Source organism: Flavobacterium hibisci, from assembly GCF_020026925.1.
GTDB classification, from domain to species: Bacteria; Bacteroidota; Bacteroidia; order Flavobacteriales; family Flavobacteriaceae; genus Flavobacterium; species Flavobacterium hibisci.
In genome coordinates this window covers 162,393-188,027 of sequence record NZ_JAIQDW010000009.1, presented here as the reverse complement: position 1 = coordinate 188,027, position 25,635 = coordinate 162,393, and the positions used below count along the sequence as shown (strand labels likewise).

19 protein-coding genes are annotated in these 25,635 nt (G+C 32.7%); 16 read left to right on the top strand and 3 right to left on the bottom strand.

Features of this window, described 5'->3' with window-relative positions; translation table 11 throughout:
• The first annotated feature begins 66 nt into the window (after positions 1-66).
• The 7 genes from guaA to yidC all read left to right on the top strand — a co-directional run bounded on the left by guaA (position 67) and on the right by yidC (position 10,207).
• Positions 67-1,596 carry a glutamine-hydrolyzing GMP synthase gene (guaA, locus tag K8B81_RS11480; RefSeq protein WP_223681627.1) on the top strand — a complete coding sequence of 510 codons (1,530 nt, stop codon included), beginning with the start codon at positions 67-69 and terminating at the stop codon, positions 1,594-1,596.
• 63 nt (positions 1,597-1,659) lie between these two features.
• Positions 1,660-3,573 (top strand): LysM peptidoglycan-binding domain-containing protein, encoded by a 1,914-nt coding sequence (locus tag K8B81_RS11475; RefSeq protein ID WP_223681625.1) that lies wholly within the window; start codon positions 1,660-1,662, stop codon positions 3,571-3,573.
• Between the two features lie 94 nt (positions 3,574-3,667).
• Positions 3,668-5,722 (top strand): PBP1 and LysM peptidoglycan-binding domain-containing protein, encoded by a 2,055-nt coding sequence (locus K8B81_RS11470; RefSeq protein ID WP_223681623.1) that lies wholly within the window; start codon positions 3,668-3,670, stop codon positions 5,720-5,722.
• Positions 5,722-6,123, top strand: coding sequence for an OsmC family protein (locus K8B81_RS11465; protein ID WP_223681621.1), 402 nt, complete (start codon positions 5,722-5,724; stop codon positions 6,121-6,123). The genes K8B81_RS11470 and K8B81_RS11465 overlap by 1 nt, the downstream gene beginning before the upstream one ends.
• 73 nt (positions 6,124-6,196) lie before the next feature.
• Complete coding sequence (locus K8B81_RS11460) at positions 6,197-6,430, top strand: DUF3820 family protein (RefSeq protein ID WP_223681620.1); 234 nt, start codon at positions 6,197-6,199, stop codon at positions 6,428-6,430.
• 174 nt (positions 6,431-6,604) lie between these two features.
• The gene (locus K8B81_RS11455; RefSeq protein WP_223681619.1) at positions 6,605-8,218 is read left to right on the top strand and encodes a CTP synthase; all 1,614 of its coding nucleotides are present in this window, start codon (positions 6,605-6,607) and stop codon (positions 8,216-8,218) included.
• A gap of 78 nt (positions 8,219-8,296) precedes the next feature.
• Entirely contained in the window at positions 8,297-10,207 is a 1,911-nt protein-coding gene (gene yidC, locus K8B81_RS11450; protein WP_223681618.1) for a membrane protein insertase YidC, read from the top strand.
• A 77-nt stretch (positions 10,208-10,284) separates the two neighbouring features.
• On the opposite strand, the gene K8B81_RS11445 is transcribed toward yidC, so the two are convergent.
• Positions 10,285-11,415, bottom strand: a complete 1,131-nt coding sequence (locus tag K8B81_RS11445) for a GTP cyclohydrolase (RefSeq protein WP_223681617.1) — start codon at positions 11,413-11,415, stop codon at positions 10,285-10,287.
• A gap of 50 nt (positions 11,416-11,465) precedes the next feature.
• Complete coding sequence (locus tag K8B81_RS11440) at positions 11,466-12,398, bottom strand: transporter (RefSeq protein ID WP_394370720.1); 933 nt, start codon at positions 12,396-12,398, stop codon at positions 11,466-11,468.
• A 231-nt stretch (positions 12,399-12,629) separates the two neighbouring features.
• Between K8B81_RS11440 and K8B81_RS11435 the strand changes: the two genes are divergently transcribed.
• From K8B81_RS11435 to K8B81_RS11400, 8 genes are all read left to right on the top strand, one after another.
• Positions 12,630-12,917: a DUF4834 family protein gene (locus tag K8B81_RS11435; RefSeq protein ID WP_223681614.1), complete on the top strand. Its 288-nt coding sequence runs from the start codon at positions 12,630-12,632 to the stop codon at positions 12,915-12,917.
• 51 nt (positions 12,918-12,968) lie between these two features.
• A complete protein-coding gene (locus K8B81_RS11430; RefSeq protein WP_223681613.1) occupies positions 12,969-15,410 on the top strand; it encodes a YfhO family protein in 2,442 nt (813 codons plus the stop codon).
• Between the two features lie 65 nt (positions 15,411-15,475).
• Entirely contained in the window at positions 15,476-15,643 is a 168-nt protein-coding gene (locus K8B81_RS11425; protein WP_223681612.1) for a hypothetical protein, read from the top strand.
• Positions 15,640-15,939 carry a hypothetical protein gene (locus K8B81_RS11420; protein ID WP_223681611.1) on the top strand — a complete coding sequence of 100 codons (300 nt, stop codon included), beginning with the start codon at positions 15,640-15,642 and terminating at the stop codon, positions 15,937-15,939. Before K8B81_RS11425 ends, K8B81_RS11420 begins: the two co-directional genes overlap by 4 nt.
• Positions 15,940-15,952: 13 nt before the next feature.
• Positions 15,953-16,114 (top strand): hypothetical protein, encoded by a 162-nt coding sequence (locus K8B81_RS11415; RefSeq protein WP_223681610.1) that lies wholly within the window; start codon positions 15,953-15,955, stop codon positions 16,112-16,114.
• Positions 16,115-16,146: 32 nt separating this feature from the next.
• A complete protein-coding gene (locus K8B81_RS11410) occupies positions 16,147-17,430 on the top strand; it encodes a glycosyltransferase family 4 protein (protein WP_223681609.1) in 1,284 nt (427 codons plus the stop codon).
• A gap of 53 nt (positions 17,431-17,483) precedes the next feature.
• The gene (locus K8B81_RS11405; protein WP_223681608.1) at positions 17,484-18,953 is read left to right on the top strand and encodes an oligosaccharide flippase family protein; all 1,470 of its coding nucleotides are present in this window, start codon (positions 17,484-17,486) and stop codon (positions 18,951-18,953) included.
• 272 nt (positions 18,954-19,225) lie between these two features.
• Positions 19,226-19,525: a hypothetical protein gene (locus K8B81_RS11400; RefSeq protein ID WP_223681607.1), complete on the top strand. Its 300-nt coding sequence runs from the start codon at positions 19,226-19,228 to the stop codon at positions 19,523-19,525.
• 88 nt (positions 19,526-19,613) lie between these two features.
• Here the strand turns inward: K8B81_RS11400 and uvrA are convergent, their stop codons facing one another.
• Positions 19,614-22,412, bottom strand: a complete 2,799-nt coding sequence (gene uvrA, locus K8B81_RS11395) for an excinuclease ABC subunit UvrA (protein ID WP_223681646.1) — start codon at positions 22,410-22,412, stop codon at positions 19,614-19,616.
• A 188-nt stretch (positions 22,413-22,600) separates the two neighbouring features.
• Here uvrA and K8B81_RS11390 point away from each other — a divergent pair, with 188 nt between their 5' ends.
• Positions 22,601-25,402 carry a triple tyrosine motif-containing protein gene (locus K8B81_RS11390; protein WP_317196956.1) on the top strand — a complete coding sequence of 934 codons (2,802 nt, stop codon included), beginning with the start codon at positions 22,601-22,603 and terminating at the stop codon, positions 25,400-25,402.
• Positions 25,403-25,635: the final 233 nt, after the last annotated feature.

Genomic DNA, 25,635 nt, shown 5'->3' with positions numbered 1-25,635 from the left:
ATAAAAAAAATATAATTTTTCATTGTTCCGATTTTTCAATTTCGAATATAAAAAGTATTTTTGCGCATGCAACACAACGTACTTATTTTAGATTTCGGATCGCAATATACTCAGCTTATTGCGCGTAGAGTTCGCGAATTAAATATATTCTGCGAAATTTTTCCTTACAATCACTTTCCTAGTGATTTATCACCTTATAAAGCAGTAATTTTAGGAGGAAGCCCTTTTTCTGTTCGTGCAGAAGATGCTCCACATCCTGATTTATCGCAAATAAGAGGTAAACTTCCAATGCTTGCCGTTTGTTACGGGGCGCAATACTTAGCACATTTCAGCGGTGGAGAAGTAGCAGCTTCAAATACAAGAGAATACGGAAGAGCTAACTTGTCTTATATTAAAGAAAATGAAACGTTCTTTGAGGGAGTTTCAGAAAACAGCCAGGTTTGGATGAGTCATAGCGATAGTATCAAAGCGCTTCCAACAAATGCTGTAAAATTAGCAAGCACGCATGACGTAGAATTCGCAGCTTACAAAATTGAAGGTGAAACTACTTATGCAATTCAGTACCATCCAGAGGTTTTCCATTCTACAGACGGATCAAAAATGCTGGAGAACTTCTTAGTTAAAATTGCTGAAGTTCCTCAAAACTTTACACCAAACGCTTTCGTAGAAGAAATGGTAGCAGAGTTAAAAGAAAAACTAGGGAATGATAAAGTGGTTCTTGGTTTATCTGGTGGAGTTGATTCTACAGTAGCAGCGGTTTTATTAAACAAGGCAATCGGACAAAATTTATACTGCATTTTTGTTAACAACGGACTTTTACGTAAAAACGAATTCCAAAGCGTATTAGACCAATACAAAGGAATGGGATTAAATGTAAAAGGTGTTGACGCTGGAGATCGTTTTCTTGGCGAATTAGCAGGAATCAGTGATCCTGAAACCAAACGTAAAACCATTGGTCGCGTATTTATCGAAGTTTTTGATGATGAATCACACTTGTTAGAAGACGTAAAATGGTTAGCGCAGGGAACAATTTATCCTGACGTAATCGAATCTGTTTCTGTAAAAGGACCGTCGGCTACCATTAAATCGCACCATAACGTGGGTGGATTGCCGGATTATATGAAATTAAAAATTGTAGAACCGCTTAGGATGCTTTTCAAAGATGAAGTAAGACGAGTAGGCGCTACATTAGGAATAGATCCGGAATTATTAGGAAGACATCCTTTCCCGGGGCCTGGATTATCAATTAGAATCTTAGGAGACATTACGCCTGAGAAAGTTAGAATTTTACAGGATGTAGATTCTGTTTTCATCGAAGGATTAAAATCATGGGGACTTTATGATAAAGTCTGGCAGGCAGGAGCAATCCTTCTTCCGGTAAATAGTGTTGGTGTGATGGGCGATGAGCGTACTTACGAAAAAGTAGTAGCCCTTAGAGCTGTTGAATCAACAGATGGTATGACAGCTGACTGGGTTCATTTACCTTACGATTTCCTGATGAAAGTGTCAAACGACATTATTAACAAGGTAAAAGGCGTGAATCGCGTTGTTTACGATATTAGTTCTAAACCACCTGCAACAATTGAGTGGGAATAATAGCATAATTTAAAATTAAGGTCTTACATTTGTAAGGCCTTAATTTTTTATAACCTACTATTTATGAGAGAACTTTTAACGATTTCTCTTGTGTTTATTTTGTCTTTTAGCAAAATAACTGCGCAAGATTCAATTATTGAGCATAAGATTCAAAAAGGAGAAACCGCTTATTTTATTGCCCAGAAATACAAGGTTTCTGTAGATGAAATTTACAAACTCAACCCCGAATCTCAAAACGGAATCAAAGACAATCAAATTATTAAGATTCCCGTTCATTCTCTGCAAAAAATAAATCAGGACCAGCAGACTGTTCATATTGTTGGTGAAAAAGAAACATTGTACGGTTTGTCAAAAAAATATAATGTTTCTGTAGAAGCCCTTCAGAATGCTAATCCAATTCTGGCTAACGGACTTCAGATAGGTCAGGAATTAGTAATTCCTAAAAATGCTTCTAACGCTTCAAAAACTGAAATTACCACATCTTCTAAAATTAAACATCAGGTTCTTGCAAAAGAATCATTGTTTAGTATTGCCAGACAATACAATGTTTCGGTTCAGGATCTTGAAAACTTAAATAAAGATTTACTCCTGAACGGATTACAAATTGGTCAGGTGATTGCGATTCCGAACAAAAGAAAAACGCTCGACGGTAGGGTTCGTGTTATTAATCAGGAAACTGTTTTTCATGTGGTTGAGCCTAAAGAAACTAAATTTTCCATTTCTAAAAAATATGGTATTTCAATTGATCAACTCGAATCCCAAAATCCTGAAATCGTAAACGGACTGGTTGTTGGGAATAAATTAGCTATCAATACTAAAGCAATAAAACCAGCTAATGAAAGCGAAGAACTGATGCTGGCTCTTGCTGAAAAACAAGTTGTGGTTGAAAAAACCAAAGTAAAAACGGCTGAAATCGATGATTTAAAAGACAGATTGATGGTTCAGAAAGAAATGAATCAGAAAATTATAAAAATCAATGATCTGAAAATGAATCTGAATGATCTCAATGGGTCTAAAGAAAATTCGGTTGAGAAATTGCGATTGGTTTTAGAGGCCAATAAAAATGTGCAGGATATTTTGATGAAAAAATTAGATTCATTGGTCAATACGATGAATAATGATTTAGTTGAATTAAAAAGAATGGATATTCTGAATGTGGATGAATCAAAACGATTAGAAAAACAATCGTATGAGCGTATTGGTAAAACGAGTGAGCTATCTTCGGGGCTTAAAAAGGAATTAGCTGAAAACCGAAAATTATACGCTGATTTAATGAATAAAGTTGAAAAGATAGCTGTTGAGGAAAATCAGGAGTATAAGAAAAAAATCCGCGAAAGCGAAAAAAAGAACAATACTACCTCAATACAGCAGCGACTTTCATTAGAAGAAATCAAACGCTATAAAATTGAACAGGAACAAGGAGATGTAAAAAATCAGCTTTTAATTGCAAAAATTGATTCGCTTGATGTTCAGAAAAAAATTGAGGTAAAAAGACATATCAGCAAAGCTTCTTATTACAGTATGGAAGCCAGGGAATTTGATGATAAACTGGCTTTGATAAAACTAAAAAAATATCAGGATGAGGCAATTAAAAATCAAAAAGAATCGGATTTAGCTGAAGTTTCAAAAATAATTTCGATGGAAGAAATGAAAAAGGAACTCAGGGAAAATCCATTTAAAAACGAGAAAAATATAAAAATTGAAGTTTTTGATAATCTTAAAGAAGTTTCAAACGGATATTATTTGGTTTTAGGTACATTTACAGATGCTGCCCCAAGAGATCAATTTATCATGAAACTCATTGATTCAGGAGATTTTAATGCGAGTTTTTTCTTTAATATTAACAGCCTTTCTTATTATGTTTATTCCGATAAATACCACAATATGGAAGAAGTGCTGTATCAATGCAAGAAAAAGGAAGAGGATGAGTTATATAAAAATATCATTATTGCTAAGGCAGAAATTGATCTCAGGTAATAATTAGTAAAGAATTAACTTTCGGTCTGATTTTTGTTTTAAGCAGAAATTAGTATCTTGTTCACATAAAGAATAATTGTTTTTAATATCTATTATGAAATATTTTTTCACCGTATTTTCTATTGTTTTTTTTATGACGTGTTCTGCTTTTTCTCAGGGAAAAGTGATTAAATACACTGTTTCAGCAGGAGAAACAATCAATCAGATTGCGCAAAAATTTAAGGTTACTCCTTATGATATTTATGAATTAAATCCTGATGCGAGAACTTCTTTGAAACCGAACACGGTTTTATTGATTCCGAATAGCAGCGGAAAAACAGCATCTGTCAAAAAAGATGAAAATTCCGTTAAAAAGAACGGAAATGCTAAAGAAGTTGTTCATGAAGTACAGCCAAAAGAAACCTTTTTTAGTATCGGAAAAAAATATGGTGTTTCTGAAGAAGATTTGAAAGCTGCGAATCCGTTCTTGGAAAAGTCAGGTGTTCAGATTGGTCAGAAACTGGTAATTCCTGCAAAAGGTTTTGCTTCAAAAAGTGCTTCATCATTGGATAAAAAAGCAAAAGATAAAGGAACTGAAAAATATGTTTATCATGATGTTGTGGCAAAAGAAACCAAATTTTCTATTGCAAAAAAATACAACACAACTATTGAAGATTTAGAAAAACGCAATCCTGAAATTGTTTCGAATTTGCCTGTTGGGTACCGATTAACTATAAAAGGAACGGCTCCAAAATCAGAAACTACAGCTTCAGTTGGAAATGCTGTCAAACCGGCTGAAACTTCAAAAAAAGTAACTACTTATATGGAATATCAGGTAAAGCCTAAAGAAACGTTTTACAGTTTAGGAAGAACATTTCATCTTACTCAGGAGGAGTTAACGGAATTAAACCCATCCCTTTCGGAAGGTGTAAAAGAAGGTATGGTGATTAAAGTTCCGTCAGGTTATTTAGCTCCTGTTCCAATTGTAAAAGAAGAACCAAGACAACAGACAGCAAAGCCAACAGAAAATAAAGGCGGAATTCAAATTCTTGAAAAGGTAAAATCTGCTGACCCTGAAGTAGTAGAATTAAGCAAAAAGAGAGGTCAGAATGAACGTAAAAAGCTGGTTTTGTTATTGCCTTTTAATATAGCTAAAATTCAAAATGATACTGTAGGATTTGCTAATCGTGTAAAAACGGATAAGTTTTTAAATATGACGCTGGATTTTTATTCAGGGGCAATGATGGCAATTGATTCTGCAAAAACTTTGAAACTTCCAATTGATATTTCAATTTATGATTCACAGGAGACAAAAAGTACTTCAAATATTCCGAGTCTGATTACGCAAAATAAATTGCAGGATGCCGATGCAATTATAGGTCCATTTTATCAAACTAATGCAGAAACCACAGCTAATACACTACGTCTGCATAATGTACCTGTGATTTCGCCGTTGTCGAAAGATGCTGCGAACCCAATTGATAACTTATATCAGTCAATACCAACAACAGATGTGGTCAGAAATACCGTTTTTGATTATATGCGTTCTAAAAATGGTAATATTGTAGCTGTAGTTGATAAGAAAAAGGAATCCGTTATAAATTATATCAAACAAAACCAAAAAGGAGTTGCATTTGCCTCCTTAACGGAAACAGGAGGTTTGGACGTAGCCAGTCTGAAAAGTTTATTATTGCCAAATAAAATGAATTATGTGGTAATGGAGACTGCTAATACAGCTATGGTAAAATATACGATTAAAGCTCTGATTGAAGCACAAAAAACATGTCAGATACAGTTGGTGATTTTAGAACCAAACAGTACTTTAGATACAGATGAAATCTATTTTGAAAACCTGGTAAAATTAAAATTGATGTACCCGTCAGTTTCCCGCGAAAGCGACGAATCTAGGGTTTTAATTTTTGAAAAGGAATACAGGCTGAAAAATAAAGTAAATCCAAATACGTATGCAACACGTGGATTTGATGTAACTTTTGATACCATGATGCGTCTGGTTCAGGGGAAAACATACCAGGAAACAGCAGATTTAATGACAACTGAACAGGTTGATAATAAATTTCAATATTATAAAAAAGAAGATGGCGGACACGCAAACAAAGGCGTTTACATTTTATATTACGATTCAGATTTAACTTTAAAAGTAGCAAATTAATGACATCCAAAGTAACCTATTTAGGCGATTTAAGAACAAAATCAATACATGTACAATCGGGAAGCGAAATCATCTCGGATGCACCATTAGATAATAACGGAAAAGGAGAGGCGTTTTCTCCAACAGATACTGTAGCAAATGCTTTAGCAAGCTGCATGTTTACTATTATGGGGATCAAAGCCCGTGATTTAAATGTAGATTTAGTTGATTCAACTGCAGATGTAACTAAAATTATGAATGCTGAACCAAGAAGAATTGGTGCTATTGAAATTGTTTTTGAACTGAGAAGCAATGCTGATGAAAAAAGCAAAACAATCTTAGAACGTGCTGCAATGGCATGTCCGGTATTTTTGAGTCTTCACCCGGATATTGAAAAAAAAGTTATTTTCAACTGGAAATAAAAAATACAATTACAGCATTTAAAGAAGCAGGAAAGAGATATTCTTTTTTCTTGCTTCTTTTTTATTTTTAAAAATGGAACAGGATAAAAAACAACTTATAAAATTAGCCCATACTAAAATGCCATTCGGTAAATACGAAGGACGCTTTTTAATTGATTTACCTGAATATTATGTGGTATGGTATCATAATAAAGGTTTTCCGAAAGGAGAGTTGGGACAGCAGCTTCAGCTTATTTATGAGTTAAAGCTAAATGGTCTTGAGGAGCTCATTCGTACTATTAAAAAACAATATCCAAAGCCGGTTTAAATACATTCTTCAAAAATATTCCTAATTAAAACTTAAAATTATCGATTACAAAAACAAGTAATCGATCTGTTTAAAAATTTGCAAAATTATCTCAATCCTGAATAGAGAAATTGTCTAATTTAATTTGTACTTTTGCCAAGTTTTTTACACAACTACAATACAAACAATTACAGAATGAATCAAACAAAATATATTTTTGTTACAGGAGGTGTGACCTCTTCATTAGGAAAAGGAATTATTGCGGCATCTTTGGCAAAATTGTTACAAGGAAGAGGATATCGTACTACTATTCAGAAATTTGATCCCTATATTAACGTGGATCCGGGAACATTGAATCCTTATGAACACGGAGAATGTTATGTGACAGATGATGGAGCTGAAACAGACTTAGATTTAGGACATTACGAGCGTTTTCTGAACGTTCCTACTTCTCAGGCCAATAACGTGACTACGGGTAGAGTTTATCTTTCGGTTATTGAAAAAGAAAGAAGAGGGGAATTTTTAGGAAAAACGGTTCAGGTTGTTCCTCATATCACAAACGAAATTAAAGACAGAATGCAATTGCTGGGTAAATCCGGCGATTATGATATTGTGATTACTGAAATTGGCGGAACTGTAGGTGATATTGAGTCCTTGCCTTATATCGAGTCTGTTCGTCAGTTGGTTTGGGAGTTAGGTGAAAACAACGGAATTGTGATCCATTTGACTTTGGTTCCATTTTTGGCTGCTGCCGGAGAATTAAAGACAAAGCCAACCCAGCACTCTGTTAAAACGTTAATGGAGAGTGGTATTAAAGCAGATATTTTAGTTTGTAGGACAGAGCATGAATTGTCTCAGGAATTGCGTCAAAAACTGGCTTTGTTCTGTAATGTTAAAAAAGAAGCTGTTATTCAGTCAATCGATGCTTCAACCATATATGAAGTTCCAAATTTAATGCTTGAAGAAGGATTAGATGTTGTGGCTTTAAAGAAATTAGACTTACCTAAAAAAGCTGCTCCGGATTTAAAAACATGGAATACTTTTTTACGCAGGTTAAAAACGCCTAAACATACCGTAAATATTGGTCTGATTGGGAAATACGTAGAAATGCAGGATTGTTACAAGTCTATTTTAGAGGCGTTTATTCACGCAGGTGCATCAAATGAAGCAAAAGTAAATGTAATTTCGATTCACTCAGAACACATTAATATTGATAATGTGGCTGAGAAATTAGGACCACTTGACGGCGTTTTGGTTGCTCCGGGATTTGGTGAAAGAGGAATCGAAGGAAAAATTGAAGCAGTTCGTTATGCACGTGAAAATAATATTCCGTTTTTCGGAATTTGTTTAGGAATGCAGATGTCTGTTATCGAATATTCAAGAAATATTTTAGGTTATGCTGAAGCGAATTCTACTGAGATGAATGATAAAACAAAACATCCGGTGGTAAATTTGATGGAAGACCAAAAAACAGTTACTGATAAAGGCGGAACAATGCGACTTGGAGCCTGGAAATGCGAAATTAAACCAAATACTCTGGCACACAGAATTTATGGAGAAAAAATGATTTCTGAGCGTCACCGCCACCGTTATGAATTTAACAATAAATATAAAGATGAATTGGTAAAAGCAGGTTTAATTGCTTCCGGAGTTAATCCTGATACTGGTTTAGTTGAAATTGTGGAATTGGAGAATCACCCATTTTTTATTGGAGTTCAATATCACCCTGAATATAAGAGTACGGTTGCCAATCCGCATCCTATTTTTGTAAACTTTGTGGCTGCTGCTGTAAATGCACATAAAAAATAATAATTCATTCTATGAGGTGTAACTTTTGAACTAAACGAATAACTAATAACCTCAGACGAATAACTTTTTTTAAAAATAATGGAAGAAAAAAAATTAGACCTTAATTCAATCATTGGTTTTGTATTGATATTCGGAATTTTGATTTGGATCATGTACCAAAATCAGCCTTCTGAAAAAGAAATTGCTGCTGAAAAAGCCAAGAAAGAATTAGTAGCTAAACAAGAGGCTCAGGCAAAAGCTGATAAAGTAAAAACTGCAGCACTACCGGCTGCTGGAACTCCTGGTGATACAGTTCAGTTGGCTCAATTACAAAAAACATTAGGTGGTTTTGCTTATTCTGCGACACTTCCTTCTGCAAAAGAATCCTTTACTACGATTGAAAACGAAAAGATAAGACTTAAAATCGCTAATAAAGGCGGTTATATTGTTGAAGCAACTTTAAAAGGATTTGAAAAATTCAAAAAAGGATCAGGTCAGTTGGTTGAATTGATTAAGGATAATAATTCTAATCTTAATATTCAGTTACAAACGACAGACAACAGAACTTTGAATTCTAAAGATTTATTTTTTGAACCTGCGCTGACTAAAATTGGCGCTGATCAAATTTTATCGATGCGTTTAAAAGCAGGAGCTAATGAATTTTTGGAATATAAATACATTCTTAAGCCAAACGACTATTTAGTTGGCTTTGATATTCGCTCACAAGGCTTAAATAAAGTTTTGAATTCTGCTAAGCCATTAGATTTGCAATGGGATTTAAAAACGTATAGAAATGAGAAAAGTATCTCTTACGAAAATCGCTATGCGGAGATTTACTATAATTATGAAGATGGAAAAGAAAGCTATGTAGGACAGGGAGATCATAAAGAAGAAACTCCTGAAAAAGTTGATTATATTGCATTTAAGCAACATTTTTTCACTTCAATTTTACAGACTAATACTTCTTTCGAAAAATCAAAATTAGTTTCTCAAAATTTAGTAAAAGACGAAAAAATAGATACTGTTTATACAAAACAGTTCAAAGCAAATGTTCCTCTGGCTTTCACAAACGGTGAAATTGATTATAAAATGAACTGGTATTTTGGACCGGCTGATTATAAAGTTTTAAAATCATATGATAAAAACTTTGAAAAAATCATTCCTTTAGGATGGGGGATTTTTGGCTGGATTAACAAATGGATTTTTATTCCATTATTTGGGTTCTTAAGTTCAACAATAGGATTGTCGTTAGGAATTGCAATTATTATTTTCACAATTATTATTAAATTGGCCATGTCGCCAATTACCTATAAATCATTCTTGTCACAGGCAAAAATGAAGGTTTTAAGACCTGATATTACTGAATTGGGAGAGAAATACAAAAAAGATCCAATGAAGAAACAGCAGGAGACAATGAAATTGTACAATAAAGCAGGGGTAAATCCAATGGCAGGTTGTATTCCGGCATTGATTCAGCTTCCTTTTATGTATGCATCATTTCAGTTCTTTCCTTCTGCTTTTGAATTAAGACAAAAAGGTTTCCTTTGGGCTGATGATTTATCATCTTTTGACTCTGTTTTAAAATTACCATTTCATATTCCTTTGTATGGTGATCACATCAGTTTGTTCCCGATTTTGGCCGCCATAGCGATTTTCTTCTACATGAAAATGACTTCAGGAGATCAGCAGATGGCAGCTCCACAGCAGGAAGGAATGCCGGATATGGCAAAAATGATGAAAATCATGATTTATGTTTCACCACTAATGATGTTGATTTTCTTCAATAGCTATGGTGCAGGATTGAGTTTGTATAACTTTATTTCTAACTTGATTACAATCGGAATTATGTTTGTAATTAAAAATTACATTGTAGACAGCGAAAAAATCCATGCTCAAATTCAGGAAAACAAACAAAGAGAGCCTAAAAAGCCAAGTAAATTCCAACAGCGTCTTCAGGAAGTAATGGAGCAGCAGGAAGCAGCTAAAAAAGCTCAAAACAAAAAGAAATAATATTTCAGAATATATTATTGCAATAAAAAGGTCGAAATTTAATTTCGACCTTTTTTGTATAAAATATTGATGTTAATTTATTCCCATTGAGATAAGTCTTTTCTATAGGTTTTTCTTTGACAATGAATTTTAGGATCAAAATTCTTCCACAAAAGGTGGATGGCATTATTTTCAAGTAATTCAGGTGTTCTGATGCAGTTACGGATGCCTTTTTCTGAAAAGGTTTTATAATATTCGTCAAAAATAATTGCCGTAACACCTTTATTCTGATATTCAGGATGAATTCCGATAAGGTAAAAAACAACGTCCTTACTATGTTTTTTTGCCCTTAATAAATGAAGAAAACCAAAAGGAAAGAGCTTTCCTCTTATTTTTTGTAAAGCTTCAGTAAAACTTGGCATTACAATACTGAATGCTATTAAATTATCATCTTTGTCCACCACAAACTTAATATATTCAGGATTGATAAAACTAATGTATTTCTTTTTAAAATACTCTTTCTGGACATCAGATATGGCAACAAATGAAGCTAGTTTTTCGTATGATTCATTAAACAAATCAAACATTTTGTCCACATGGGGCATAATGTCTTTTGTCTTTGTAAAAGTTAACGCTCTTAAGCCATATCTCTTTTTAATGAGTTCCTGTGCTTTCTGGAAAAATTCTGGTTTAACATTTGAGAAAGGGAAAATACTTTCTATATATTGTTTTTCAACCTGAAAGCCTAATTGCTCAAAATGTGAAACATAGTAAGCATGATTATACCAGGTAATCATTGTTCCGATCTGGTCAAAGCCTTCTGTTAAAACCCCAACTTTGTCTAAATTTGAAAAACCCATTGGGCCTTCCATATGTTCAAGATTATTCTGTTTACCCAATTCATACACTTTTTCTAGTAAGGCTTTAGTGACTTCAATGTCATCAATAACATCAAACCATCCAAAGCGTACTTTCTTTTTATGCTGATTATTTACTTCTGCCCAATTAATAATAGCTGTAATTCTTCCAACAACTTTATCATCTTTATAAGCCATGTAAAAGTAAGCCTCGGCATGTTCAAAAGCAGGGTTTTTTGTTTTGTCAAATGATTCTAATTCATCTGCAATAATAGGTGGCACCCAATATGGATTATTCTTATATAAGGTAAAAGGAAATTTGATGTATTCTGTTAATTCCTTTTTTGTTTTAGCTTCTTTAATTGTAATCATTAACTTGTTTTTTATTATTTTCAGAAATCAGAAGTAATTAATGGGAAAAATTAAGGCTTTTTCTCATATTTTGCCTTTCTTTTCCGCTCTTTCTCCTGATAGTCTTCTTTGGGATCTGTCTTATCCTGTTCTTCTAGCTCTTCTTTAGACATTTTGTCCTTTTTGTCTTTCTTTTTAGGCTTTTTTATTTTACCTACCCTGGTTAACTCTTCTTTATGCATGTCATCGTAACGAATAGAAAATCCAATTCCGCCATAAAGTAATGAAGGAGTGTTTTTTAAATTTTTGCTTACAGAAGCATCAATTTGAACGTTTCTTGATAATAAGTAAGCCGCACCTCCTCTAAAGATTGCATCACTATATAAATCACTTTTATAGCCCTGGTTTTCTATAAATCCAGACCATTTTTTGTTAAAACCTCTTGTTAAGGTTATAATATAACCATATCCTGAATTGTCAGTACCGATATAGTCAGCAATGAGGTTAGATACTAATACCCATTTGGCGCCAAAATGGTGTTGGGTAGCTAACATCAATTTTGGGGAAACACCGGATTCAGTTGAATAATAATTGAGTATATTAGAATTGTAAGCATATGGATTGTCCTTCAATACAATATTAGCACCCGCAAAGATCGAAACTGCCGGAATTAATTGACGCCAGCTGAATTTTTTATTTGAATAACTATAAATGTTGATATCTTCTTTGTGATTTTTGTATGGATCATAGACTAAGTATTTAGCCCCTAAATAAGTCTGCCTTAGATTACTTTTCTTAAAACTGGTTGCCGGAGTTGTAAATTTTTCATTTTGATATTGAATGTCTGCTATGAATTCAAGTTCTTCGAGAAAAAGGCCCCAACGTAGTGTAAAATCAGTGCCAAAACCAGAAGCTTCGTAATTTTGTGTATCATGTTTTTCATATATGCCGTAAAAACCAGCTTCAGCCTGAATGACAGACTTTCCAACTGAAAAAGCTGACATTGTTTCGCCTGGGCGATTAGAATTTATAACATCTGTATATTGAGCAAAAAAGTATTGTGGGAATAATAAAAATAGGCAAGCTATTAAAAAGTTTTTAATTTTTAACATATATGTATTTTTTGATTAAAAAGTAATAACGTTTTCAAATGTACTATATTTTATTATTTATTTAAGATTGATATTTTAATTTTGAACGATGGTTTTCTTAATTTTGGAAAAAATTATACGATTATGCAAGAAGCATCATTTTCAGGTTTCCTTAAAACCATAATGTGGGTAATAGCTTTTTATTATATTTTTAAATTTCTGGCTAAAATATTTTTACCTGTATTGGTAAAAAAGGCAGTAGAAAAAGCAGGGGAAAATTTTCAAAGACAACAGCAATATAGTCAGGATAATTCATGGCAAAGAGCCAGAAACAACAATAATGATGAGATAATCATCAACACTGCTAATGCAAAAAAGCCTCGGGAGACCAAAAAAGTAGGCGATTATGTTGATTACGAAGAAATAGATTAAGTTTGTATCCTGTAATAATCAGGATTCATCATTTAACCAAACCACCCAAAATTGAAAATAGTAAATAAGTTCTATCCGCATGCCCTTGTAATTCTGGGCTTTATTCTCGTTTCGTTAATTTATTTTTATCCTGTCCTTCAGGGAAAACAAATTTTTCAGTCTGATATTGCTCAATATACAGGAATGGCAAAAGAGCAAAATGACTTTAGGGCTGCCGAACACGCTGAACCCTATTGGACTAATTCTGCTTTTGGAGGAATGCCAACTTATCAGTTAGGAGCAAATTATCCAAATGATTTTGTGGGTAAATTAGATGATGTTCTACGTTTTTTACCACGTCCTGCTGATTATTTGTTTTTATACTTTTTAGGTTTTTACGGTTTGCTTCTGGTTTTAAAAACTGATCCGTTAAAAGCATTTATTGGTGCGATTGCGTTTGGTTTTTCAACTTATTTAATTATAATTCTTGGTGTTGGACATAATGCAAAAGCGCATGCAATTGCCTATATGCCATTAGTTATTGCCGGTTTTATACTGGTATTTCAAAAAAAATATATCTGGGGAGGTTTGCTTACCATGTTTGCAGTTGCATTAGAAATTAATGCGAACCACTTTCAGATGACTTATTACCTATTGATTTTCTTGTTGATACTTTCAGGATATTTTACCTTTAATTTCATTAAAGAAAAACAATTTAAAGAATTAGGTGTTGCAATTGGCGTTTTGGCTGTTGCCGGAATTTTTGCTATTGGAGCAAATGCTACGAATTTGATGGCAACTAGTGAGTATGCTAAATTCAGTACACGAAGCAACAGCGAACTGACTTTCAATCCGGACGGGTCTAAAAAGACCAATGAAAATGCCTTAAGCCGTGAATATATCACTGAGTATAGCTACGGAATTGCTGAAAGTTTTAATCTTATTGCACCTAGACTTTTTGGAGGATCGAATCATGAAAATGTCGGGACAGACAGTCGTATGTATTCGTTTATGATCGAGCAGGGAGTTCCGTCCACACAGGCTCAGGATTTTGTGTCAGGAATGCCTACATATTGGGGTGATCAGCCTATAGTTGCTGCACCTGCTTATATTGGCGTTGTGGTTTTCTTTTTAGGTGTTTTAGCCCTATTTGTTGATGATAGAAAGATAAAATATGTATTTCTTTCAGGCGCATTGTTCTCACTAGTCCTTTCTTGGGGGAAAAACTTTTCACTATTAACAGATTTCTTTATTGATTACGTTCCAATGTATGATAAGTTTAGAGCTGTTTCTTCTATTCAGGTGATTCTCGAATTATGTTTCCCGGTATTGGCTGTAATGGGAATCCAGTCGTTTTTTAAAGCAAAAGATGAACCAAAGCTGCAGCAAAAAGCCCTGATACAAACAGGTGTTTTTGGTATTGGCGTAATTTTAATTTTGGTAATTGCGAAAGGCTTTTTCCACTTTACCGGAAGCAGTGATAATTATTTCTTAGAAAGTTATGGTCCTGGTTTTGTTGAAGCTTTGAAAGAAGACAGAATGACTTTGTATTCAGCTGATTTATTGCGTTCCGGATTTTTTATTATAGTAACTTTTGGAATTTTATGGCTATTCATTAAAAATAAACTTTCTCAAAATACCACTCTGATTCTTGTAGGACTTTTGATGATTTTTGATTTGTTTTTTGTGGATAAAAAATATGTTTCTGCGAAAGATTTTGTAAGTCCGGTAGAAATAGCTGCTCCATTTCAGGAAACACCATCTGATGCACAAATTTTAAAAGATACGACTCATTACAGGGTTTTTGAAGTAAGCGGAAATATGTCAAGCGCACGTGCCTCTTATTTTCATAATTCATTAGGTGGATATCATGCTGCAAAACCAAGAAGAATCCAGCAATTATTCGACTATCAGATCGCTAAAAATAATATGGAGGTTTTGGATATGTTAAATGTAAAATACATTATTCAGACTGATAAAGAAGGAAAAGAATTCCCAACAATAAACCCTAATACAAATGGAAACGCTTGGTTTGTCAGCACAGTAAAACTTGTCAATAAGCCAGATGATGTCATGAAAGCGTTAGATCATATTGATACTAAAAAAGTAGCAGTTTTCAATGTACATGAACACGAAGGAAAATTTAGAAGTGCCCGTTTAAAAAAACAATGGGATACGACCGGAACAATCAAAGTGGTGCAATACAAACCAAATTATATCAAATACCAGTCGGATAATGGAAAAGACGGATTGGCTGTTTTCTCTGAAATGTATTATAAAAATGGCTGGAATGCTTACATCGATGGTAAGTTAACAGATCATTTTCCAGTGGATTATGTTTTAAGAGCTATGGAAATTCCGGGCGGAAAGCATACAATCGAATTTAAATTTGAGCCTCAGGTAATTAAAACCGGAAGTACCATTACCCTTGCAAGTTCAATTGGTATGTTGCTGCTTTTAATAGGAGGTGTTTATTTTGAAAAAAGAAAATCAATAGATCAAAGTCAAAGTTAATTTCTTTACCTATTGATTTTTATATCGTTTTGTATCTTTGTTTAAGATATTACAAAAGTTAGGTAATGAAAGATATTGTATTAAAATTTGGTACTCCAAAAGAATTGGAAGCTAAAAGAATTTTAGAAATAAAATCGCTTTCTTATTTAGAGAGACTAGAGCGATTGATGGCTATTGTTGAAATTTCCCATACATTGAAAACTGCTAAAATAATTCAATCTAAGAAACGATGAATGAGCAAATAATTGCTATTTGGAATAGTTTCTTTAAAAATAAGGTTAAGTATATAACTATTGGAGGTTTTGCGGTAAATATTTATGGCTATAGTAGAAATACAGTGGACATTGATATCTATTTAGAGGACACCATTGAAAATAGACTTAATTTACGAAAAGCATTAAAATCAATTAATTTAGGAGACTTTGAATCAATTGAAACAATGCAATTTATTCCTGGCTGGACAGATTTTACATTAAATTATGGTCTTAGGCTGGATATTATGGACCGCCGTAAAAGGTTTAGAAGATAAATCTTTTTCTTCTTTGTTAGAAGACGCAACAATTGTTATAATTGGTGAGACTCCTGTTTATTTTATTGATTATGAAAATTTAATTATTGCTAAAAAAGCTTCTAATAGACCGAAAGATATTTTGGATATTGAAGAATTAGGGAAAGTAAATAATGAGAATGAAGAAAATATTTAAATTTTGGATTAAGTTAAAATATTAAATTAAGATTGGAACAAAAGAAACTTTTAATAATTACCTATTATTTCCCGCCAGCAGGAGGGCCCGGTGTACAGCGCTGGCTTAAATTTGTAAAATACCTGCCGGAATTTGGTATTCAGCCAATTGTCTATGTGCCTGAAAATCCAACGTATCCAATTGTTGACGAAGGTTTAGTAAGTGAGATTTCAGATCAGGTAATTATTCTGAAAAATAAAATTTGGGAACCTTATCAGCTGGCTTCTGTTTTTTCAAAAAATAAAACGAAGAAGATCGCTTCGGGAATTATGCCCAATAAGAAAAAACAAAGCTTTCTTGATAAACTTTTTTTGTGGGTACGCGGCAATCTTTTTATACCGGACGCACGTGTTTTTTGGGTTAAACCTTCTGTTTCTTATTTAGAAAAATACATCACTGAAAATAATATTGATACGATTGTGACTTCGGGTCCTCCTCATAGTCTCCATCTGATAGGTTTGGAATTGCAGCAGAAACTGAAAGTAAAGTGGTTTGCTGATTTCCGTGATCCATGGACAACTATAGGATATCATAAAGCGCTCCGATTATCTTCGTATGCTGAAAAAAAACATAAAAAGTTAGAGCATAAAGTGCTTAATTCGGCAGATGAAATTATTGTAACAAGTAAAACGACTAAAGCAGAATTTCAGGAAATAACCGATAAACCTATTTCAGTTATTACAAATGGGTATGATATTGAAAATGTTGAGAAGCAGGTTTTAGATACTAAATTTACTCTTGCTCATATTGGTTCCTTTTTATCAGATCGAAATCCAAGGTTTTTATGGGAATGTCTGATTGAATTGTTAAATGAGGTACCTGATTTTAAATCATATTTAGAAATTAAATTAATTGGAGCTGTAAGTCAGGAAGTACTGGATTGTATTACTGAATTTAATCTCAATTCATATCTCAGCCTTCTCGGATATGTGTCGCATCATGAAGCAATTGCTCATCAAAAAAAATCTCAGGTTTTGCTACTAATCGAAATTAATTCTGAAGACACTAAAAGCATCATTCCGGGAAAATTATTTGAATACATGGTCTCAAATCGTCCAATAATTGCTATTGGACCTCAAGGTTCTGATTTTGCTGATATTATAAAACAAACCAATACAGGGGTATTTTTTGATTATTCTGAAAAAGCGAAATTAAAAAGTGTAATTTTGGACTTTTATAATCAGTTTTTAGCTGGAAACTTGCAGGCTCATGGAGTTGGCTTACCACAATATTCAAGGAAAAATCTCACCAGAGAATTGGCTGGACTGATAAAGTAACAAGTTTTACAAAACAAACCAAATAATCTAAATTCAACAATTTACACTCGAACATGGGTATTGTTTTAAATCAATCTTTCAAAAATACTATAATTACTTATATAGGTTTCGGTATTGGAGCCATTAATACGCTTTATTTGTATCCAATTTATTTAGGAGCAACGTATTATGCCTTAACAAATTATATTCTTTCTGCTGCAAATGTTATCATGCCTCTATTTGCTATCGGGATGCAAAATACATTAGTCAAATTTTATTCACAATATAATACTGAAGAGGAGAGAGAGCAGTTTTTATCTTTTACAGCATTGTTTCCGATATTAATGTGTATTCCTTTGGGGATTATCGGAATCTTTTTCTTTGATGATATAACAGATTTTGTTTCTAAGGAAAACCCTGTTGTCAGGGAGTTTATGCTTTTAATTCCGTTTATTGGAATTTGCATGGCCTATTTTGAAATTTTTTATGCGTGGGCAAGAGTACACATGCATTCCGTTTTTGGAAATTTTATAAAAGAAGTGGGATTGAGATTATTCTCCAGTTTTGCCTTAATTGGTTTGTATTTTAACTGGATATCCCTGGTTCAATTTGTTTACCTGACCGCAATAATTTATTTTGTAGCTTTTTTGATCACGATGTTTTACGCATTTTATATTAAAAGGCCGAATTTTCAAATTACAATTCCGGACAATGTAAAAAGTGTTATGGAATATACTTTTTATATTATTTTGTCTGGAAGTGTTGCGAATCTGCTTTTAGATGGTGATAAACTGATGCTGAATCAATACATGGAAATTAAGAATATTGCTTATTATTCTGTTGCAACTTATATTGCCTTAGTTATTTCAGTTCCAAGTCGCGCCATGCATCAAATCGTATATCCGATTACTGCTAAATTAATGCATGAAAACAAACATGACGAATTAAATATTTTATACAAAAAAACATCTATAAATCTTCAAATTGTAGGTGGTTTTGTAATGTTGTGCATATTTGTTAATATCAATCAGTTATATGAGATTGTTCCTGCCGAGTATAGGGGAGGGATTCCTGTAGTTTTTATGATTGGATTATCTAAATATTTTGATTTGATTTTAGGAAATAATAATGCTATTATTTTTAACACTAAATATTACAAAACAGTTTTGTTTCTTGGTTTAGGTTTGGTTGTATTAACGTTTATTTTAAATGTAATTTTCATACCCCTTTATGGCATTATGGGATCGGCATTTGCCACCCTGTTGTCAATTACTTTTTATAGTTTAGCCAAATTATTGTTTGTAGTTAAAAAACTTCATTTGTATCCTTTTACAATACAAAATTTATATTCTTTAGGAGTTACAACAGCTTTGTTTTTAGCATTTTATTTTTGGGATTTCCCAATTTATCCTTTGATTGGAATTGCTATGAAATCCATTTTGGTCACGATTTTATATCTATACCTGAATTATAAATTGAATATATCGCCAGATATAAATAAAGTTGTTGATGGTCTTCTAAGAAAAATTGGAATCAAAATTTAAACAAGATTTCTCTAGTACAAATAGTTAGCATTAAAAAAATGAATTAGTTTGATAAATATATAATCCATTTTCGATACTTCTAATCTAAATTTAACATTTGTTTTATTTGTAGTTTATAAGATAAAAACTACCTTTATGTTCTTGAATTAACAGAAAAATCTCTTTTACATTGAAAAATTATTTGTAAATCACTAAAAGTGGGTATTGTTAACAGTATTGAGTTTGTGTAATTTTGTTTAAAAATTTATAAGATTAGTTTTAATTTAATGATTATGAAAAACAATCAATTCAGCCAGGAGGAAAGTTTACAAGTATTTTCTAATATGATTTCTAAAAAGGTTCATAATGGATTTGTACTTGAGGAGCGCAATGACAAAATGCTTTTTGCGGTACTTTCAAAAGGAGGAAAAGCTGTAGATCATGGTTTCAATTTTATAATATTTTGTCTAACATTAGGTCTATGGTCAGTAGCATGGTTGTATCTTACAGTCCAGGCGTCTAAACAAAAAAAGATTTTAGTCGCTATAGATGAAGATGGTGTTCCCTTTGAAGAAAGATGTTTAGTTGCTTAACGCGCAGGACGAAGCAATTTTAAAAATTAGCCACAAATTATTACTTATTACAATTCAGTAAAAAGAATAATTTGTGGCTAATTTATTTTTAGTGCAGTTTTTCCTTTAAATAAATTCCTGTAACAGACTCGTTAATCTTTACAATGTCTTCAGGAGTTCCGGCTGCTAATAAATGACCGCCGTTTTCACCTCCTTCAGGACCTAAATCAATAATCCAGTCCGCACATTTTATGAGGTCAAGATTGTGCTCAATTACAATAATAGAATGCCCTTTTTCAATTAGGGCATCAAATGAAGCCAGTAGTTTTTTAATATCGTGAAAATGCAATCCTGTTGTCGGTTCGTCAAATACAAATAGAGCTTTATCTTTGGTTGCACCTTTTACTAAAAAAGAGGCGAGTTTAATACGTTGTGCTTCGCCTCCGGAAAGGGTAGAAGAAGATTGACCCAACTGTACATAGCCTAAACCCACATCCTGCAGCGGTTGCAGTTTTTGAGTAATTTTGGTTTGTTTGTTTTTTTCAAAAAAAGCAATAGCATCATCGATAGTCATGGTCAGGATGTCATTGATGTTTTTGTCGTCGAAATTAATTTCAAGAATCTCTTTTTTGAATCGTTTTCCTCCACAGGTTTCACACGGTAAAGAAACGTCTGCCATAAATACCATTTCGACATTTATAGAGCCTTCTCCTTTACAGGTTTCGCATCGGCCACCATCAACATTAAAAGAAAAATGCTTGGCCTGATAACCTCTTATTTTAGACAGTTTTTCTTTGGCGTACAAATCACGAATATCATCATACGCTTTTATATAAGTAACAGGGTTGGATCTGGAACTTCTTCCAATAGGATTCTGATCTACATACTCAATGTGTTTTATTTGAGAAAAAGATCCTTTTATGTCTGTAAACTGACCCGCTTTTTCTGAAGCACTTTCCAGTTTTTTCTGCATAGCCGGAAATAAAATCTTTTTAATAAGGGTACTTTTTCCGCTTCCTGAAACCCCTGTGACAACAGTTAAAACATCCAATGGAAAAATGACATTAATGTTTTTTAAATTGTTTTCCCTGGCCCCAATAATATCAATATGATTTTTGAATTTACGTCTTTTCTTAGGTACAGAAATTTCTAAATCACCATTTAAATATTTTGCAGTTAAAGACTCTGATTTTAAAATCTGATCATAAGTTCCCTGAGCAACAAGATTTCCTCCAAAAGTCCCTGCTTCAGGACCAATATCAATAATCATATCTGCAGCTTTCATAATATCTTCATCGTGTTCGACAACTATCACAGTGTTTCCTAAATCACGAAGTGATAGTAAAACTTTTATCAATCGTTCAGAATCTTTTGGATGTAAACCTATACTTGGCTCATCAAGGATATACATCGATCCTACTAAACTGCTTCCAAGCGAAGTGGCAAGATTAATTCTTTGGGATTCACCTCCTGATAGTGATGCTGAGTTTCTGTTTAAAGTAAGATAATCTAAACCAACTTCAGTCAAAAATGAGAGACGATTGTTAATTTCGACCATTAAGCGTTTGGCGATCTGTTGTTCGTAAACATTCAATTCGATGTTTTTGAAAAAAGTAACCAAGTGTTTTATTGGTAAGTCCACTAATTCAGAAACCGTTTTTCCACTGATTTTCACATATGAAGCTTCCTCACGTAAACGTTTGCCACGGCATGCATGACATTTAGTTTTTCCACGATAGCGTGACAACATTACACGATTTTGAATCTTATAATTTTTCTCCTCAAGTTCTTTAAAAAAGCTGTTTAATCCCTGAAAATACTGATTTCCTTTCCAGATTAAATCTTTTTGATCTTCTGTGAGTTCAAAATACGGTTTGTGAATTGGAAAATCAAATTTATAAGCATGTTTTACTAATTCATCTTTATACCAGCTCATGCTTTCGCCCCTCCATGGATAAATAGCACTTTCAAAAACAGATAATGCTGTGTTTGGTACAACTAAATCGGCATCAATACCAATGATGTTTCCGTAGCCTTCGCAAACCGGGCAGGCTCCATAAGGATTGTTAAAACTGAATAAATGAACGTTTGGTTCTAAAAATGTAATGCCGTCTAATTCGAAATTATTAGAATAAGAAAATCTTTTATCGGTACCTAATTCCTGAAGGAAACAAATTCCTTTTCCTTCAAAAAAAGCGGTTTGTACAGCATCTGCAAGACGGTTATAGAATTCTTCTTCCTCTTTAACAACGATTCTGTCAATGACTAATAAAATGTCTTTATTGTCTAATTTGTGAATATCGGAAGATGCAAATTCATCGAGACGAACCATTTCGTTATCAATTAATATACGCGCAAATCCCTGTTGCAAAAGGACTTTAAGTTTGTCTTCAAGCTTTCTTCCTTCTTCTAAATGAATAGGTGACAATAAAAGCCATTTGCTGTCAACTTCTAAAGTCTTTACATCTGAGATAACATCGGTTACGGTATTCTTTTTTACTTCTCTTCCGGAAACCGGAGAATAAGTACGGCCAATTCTGGCATATAAAAGTTTGATATAATCGTAAATTTCGGTTGACGTCCCTACAGTTGAACGGGCGTTGGTGGTGTTTACTTTCTGTTCAATTGCAATTGCCGGAGCAATTCCTTTGATGTATTCAACTTTAGGTTTGTCTAAACGCCCTAAGAACTGGCGTGCATATGATGATAAACTTTCAACATAACGGCGCTGTCCTTCGGCATATAAAGTATCAAATGCCAAACTGGATTTTCCAGATCCTGAAAGTCCTGTTATGACTACAAGTTTATTTCGCGGAATAGCAACATCTACATTTTTTAAATTATGTACCTGAGCGCCTTTAATGATGATATTATGTTTTGGGTCTAGTGTCGAAAGATCAATCTGCATAAAAAAGTCAATTTCTACAAAAGTAATCAATTTTGAAATGAGTTTTGTTAAGGTGGCTGTTCCAAATTTTAACAGAATCTGGATAGAAAACAATTTTTTAGACTTATATATTTTATATTAAAATTTGCTGGTTTGATTCAAAATAAGCTATTTTAGAACTGTTTTATAACAAATTAAACTGCATAAACTTGAAAACTAAACTTTCTTTACTTTGTTTTTTGATGTGTTTAAGCCTGTTTTCTCAGGAATTACCGCCAATTGTAAAATATCCTTCGACTGTTCATGGTGCAGGAAACCAAAGTTGGATGATTACGCAGGACGAACAAAATATAATGTATTTTGCCAATAATGAAGGACTCTTAGAGTATAATGGAACAAATTGGGAGTTATATCCAACGGCAAACGAAACCATAATGCGATCGGTAAAAGTAATCGATAATAAGATTTATACAGGTTGCTACATGAATTTTGGTTGCTGGACAAGACAATCAAATGGAAAATTAAAATACACTTCACTCAGCGACAAAATCAAAAACAAAATTCTGGACGATGAGCAGTTCTGGAATATTTTAAAATATGATCAATGGATTTTATTTCAGTCTTTGAACCGAATTTATATCTATAATACCAAAACAAAAAGATTTAAAATTATTGCGCCTAAAAATGGTGTTGTAAAATCATTTTGTACTAAAAATTCGATTTATTACCAAACTACAAATGAGGGGCTGTTCGAAATCGAAGAAGGAAAAGGAAAATTGATTTCAGAGCATCCAGTTCTTAAAAAAAATACCATTGTAAATGTTTTTACTGTTGATGACGGCTTACTGATTCTGACACAATTAGACGGATTTTATAAACTCAATGGAACAGTTTTAACTCCCTTTAAAACAGAAGTAGATTCACAGATAAAATCAGGATTTGTGTATAGCAGTCAAAAGCTTCATGACGGGAGTTATGCTTTAGGAACTGTTTCTGATGGGATTTTTATTTTATCGGATTCAGGAAAACTAAATTATCATATTTCACAAAGTAAAGGATTAAGTAATAATACTGCTTTGTCTTTGTTTGAAGATAAGGATCAGAATGTCTGGATTGGTCTTGATAACGGAATTAATTGTATCAATCTGCAGACTCCTGTACATAGTTTTACAGATGATACTGGAGTATTAGGGACTGTTTATGCTTCAATTGTACATAACGGAATATTATATGTAGGAACTAATCAGGGATTGTTTTGTAAAAGATACCAAAGCAATGGCGATTTTCAATTTATAAATGGAACAAAAGGGCAAGTCTGGTCATTATTTGAATATGACAATACTCTTTTTTGCGGTCATGATTCAGGTACTTTTATTGTAGAAAACACTTCGGCAAGAAATATTTTCAGGAATTCAGGAACATGGAAATTCGAGCCTACACCAAATCATAAAAATATATTGCTTCAGGGAAATTATTACGGGATTTCGGTTTTAGAAAAAATTAATAATCAATGGCGATTTAAAAATAAAATTGAAGGCTTTAATTATTCGTCGCGTTATTTTGAAATTGCTCCAAATCAGGAAATTTATGTGAGTCATGAATACAAAGGAGTTTTTAGGTTTAAAACTGATTATTCTTTTTTAAAGACAAAGGATTTTTATGCCTATTCTTCTCCCAAAAAAGGAAAAAATGCAAGTCTTACAAAATTTAATAATGCCATATATTATGCGTGTAAAGACGGAATATTCAAGTTAAATTCAGTTACAAAGCAGTTTGAAAAAGACAAATTACTGAGTTCTATTTTTGAAAAGGATGAATATACTTCGGGGAAATTGATTGTTGACAAATCAAATAAAATCTGGTTATTTTCTAAAAACTACATCCATTATTTTTCTGCCAGTAAGTTAAGTCATCAATTAAAGCAAAATGTGATTCCAATTCCTTCATCTTTAACGAATTCGATGCAGGGTTTTGAAAATATTACCCAAATTTCAAAGTCAGCTTATTTAATCGGGACTACAGATGGCTATTATACACTTAATATTGATGATTTAAGTTTTAAAAATTATACAGTTTCTATTTCGGAGATTTTAGTTAATAAACAGAATCAAACTTTAAAAAATGTAGTTTTAAATGAAGAAGGAAGTTTTAAATCGAATGAAAACAATATTACATTAAGTTATACTGTTCCGGAATACAATAAGTATATTAATTCAGAATACCAGTATTTATTAGAAGGTTTTCAGAATGAGTGGAGTGAATGGAGTACAAAATCTTCTGTAAATTTTAAAAATTTATCTCCCGGAAAATATACATTCAGAGTACGTGCAAAATATGCGAATACACTTTTACAGAACACTGCCACTTATACTTTTGTAGTTTTAAAACCGTGGTATTTAACGAATCTGGCACGTTTTATTTATTTGTTGCTGCTTGTTGTAATTGGCTACTTTATCAATAAAGCATATCGAAGTTTTTATCAGAAGCAAAAAGAGAAGTTAATAGAGGAAAATAATCTATTATTGGAGATCAAGGAACTTGAAAACGAACAGCAGTTAATGAAACTCAGAAACGAGCAATTGTCGAAGGATGTGGATAATAAAAACAGGGAATTAGCAGTTTCAACCATGAGTTTGAATAGTAAAAATGAACTTTTAGCTTTTATCAAAGAAGATTTAAAGAAAACGGCTCAGGATGACAATAGAAACATCAAATCCGTTATTAGAACTATAAATGACAATATTACTGAGGAAGATTCCTGGAAAGTTTTTAAAGAAGCTTTTGACAATGCCGACAAAGACTTTTTAAAAAGAATAAAACAGATACATCCCTTACTTACTCCTAACGATTTGAGGCTTTGTGCTTACCTGCGATTGAATCTTTCTTCAAAAGAAATAGCTCCCTTATTTAATATTTCGGTGAGAAGTGTCGAAATAAAACGATATCGTTTACGTAAAAAAATGGATTTGGAGCATGAAGTCGGCTTAGTAGAATATATTTTGTCTGTATAGTACATCCACAGTACGATATAAATACCTATACATCACCTCAACATTTGTGTTTTATTGTGAATTACACACTTATTTGTTAAAAAAATCAACATTTGTAATTCATGATAAGATAAAGGTATTTTTTGATGTATGTGTATTTTATATGCGTTTTTTTTGCGATGTATGTTTTTTGTTGAGGTTATTTTTATCTTATTCTTAAAGAGATACGATACATTTATCATTCAATAAAAAAC

What these genes read in the sequence shown, in the direction of transcription:
- K8B81_RS11440 (WP_394370720.1), bottom strand. Translation starts at nt 12,398, where the DNA reads ATGTCAGCTTTTTCAGTTGGAAAGTCTGTCATTCAGGCTGAAGCTGGT.
- K8B81_RS11455 (WP_223681619.1), top strand. Translation starts at nt 6,605, where the DNA reads ATGAATCAAACAAAATATATTTTTGTTACAGGAGGTGTGACCTCTTCA.
- K8B81_RS11460 (WP_223681620.1), top strand. Translation starts at nt 6,197, where the DNA reads ATGGAACAGGATAAAAAACAACTTATAAAATTAGCCCATACTAAAATG.
- K8B81_RS11405 (WP_223681608.1), top strand. Translation starts at nt 17,484, where the DNA reads ATGGGTATTGTTTTAAATCAATCTTTCAAAAATACTATAATTACTTAT.
- K8B81_RS11475 (WP_223681625.1), top strand. Translation starts at nt 1,660, where the DNA reads ATGAGAGAACTTTTAACGATTTCTCTTGTGTTTATTTTGTCTTTTAGC.
- K8B81_RS11470 (WP_223681623.1), top strand. Translation starts at nt 3,668, where the DNA reads ATGAAATATTTTTTCACCGTATTTTCTATTGTTTTTTTTATGACGTGT.
- yidC (WP_223681618.1), top strand. Translation starts at nt 8,297, where the DNA reads ATGGAAGAAAAAAAATTAGACCTTAATTCAATCATTGGTTTTGTATTG.
- K8B81_RS11465 (WP_223681621.1), top strand. Translation starts at nt 5,722, where the DNA reads ATGACATCCAAAGTAACCTATTTAGGCGATTTAAGAACAAAATCAATA.
- K8B81_RS11445 (WP_223681617.1), bottom strand. Translation starts at nt 11,415, where the DNA reads ATGATTACAATTAAAGAAGCTAAAACAAAAAAGGAATTAACAGAATAC.
- K8B81_RS11400 (WP_223681607.1), top strand. Translation starts at nt 19,226, where the DNA reads ATGAAAAACAATCAATTCAGCCAGGAGGAAAGTTTACAAGTATTTTCT.
- K8B81_RS11425 (WP_223681612.1), top strand. Translation starts at nt 15,476, where the DNA reads ATGAAAGATATTGTATTAAAATTTGGTACTCCAAAAGAATTGGAAGCT.
- uvrA (WP_223681646.1), bottom strand. Translation starts at nt 22,412, where the DNA reads ATGCAGATTGATCTTTCGACACTAGACCCAAAACATAATATCATCATT.
- guaA (WP_223681627.1), top strand. Translation starts at nt 67, where the DNA reads ATGCAACACAACGTACTTATTTTAGATTTCGGATCGCAATATACTCAG.
- K8B81_RS11420 (WP_223681611.1), top strand. Translation starts at nt 15,640, where the DNA reads ATGAATGAGCAAATAATTGCTATTTGGAATAGTTTCTTTAAAAATAAG.
- K8B81_RS11435 (WP_223681614.1), top strand. Translation starts at nt 12,630, where the DNA reads ATGCAAGAAGCATCATTTTCAGGTTTCCTTAAAACCATAATGTGGGTA.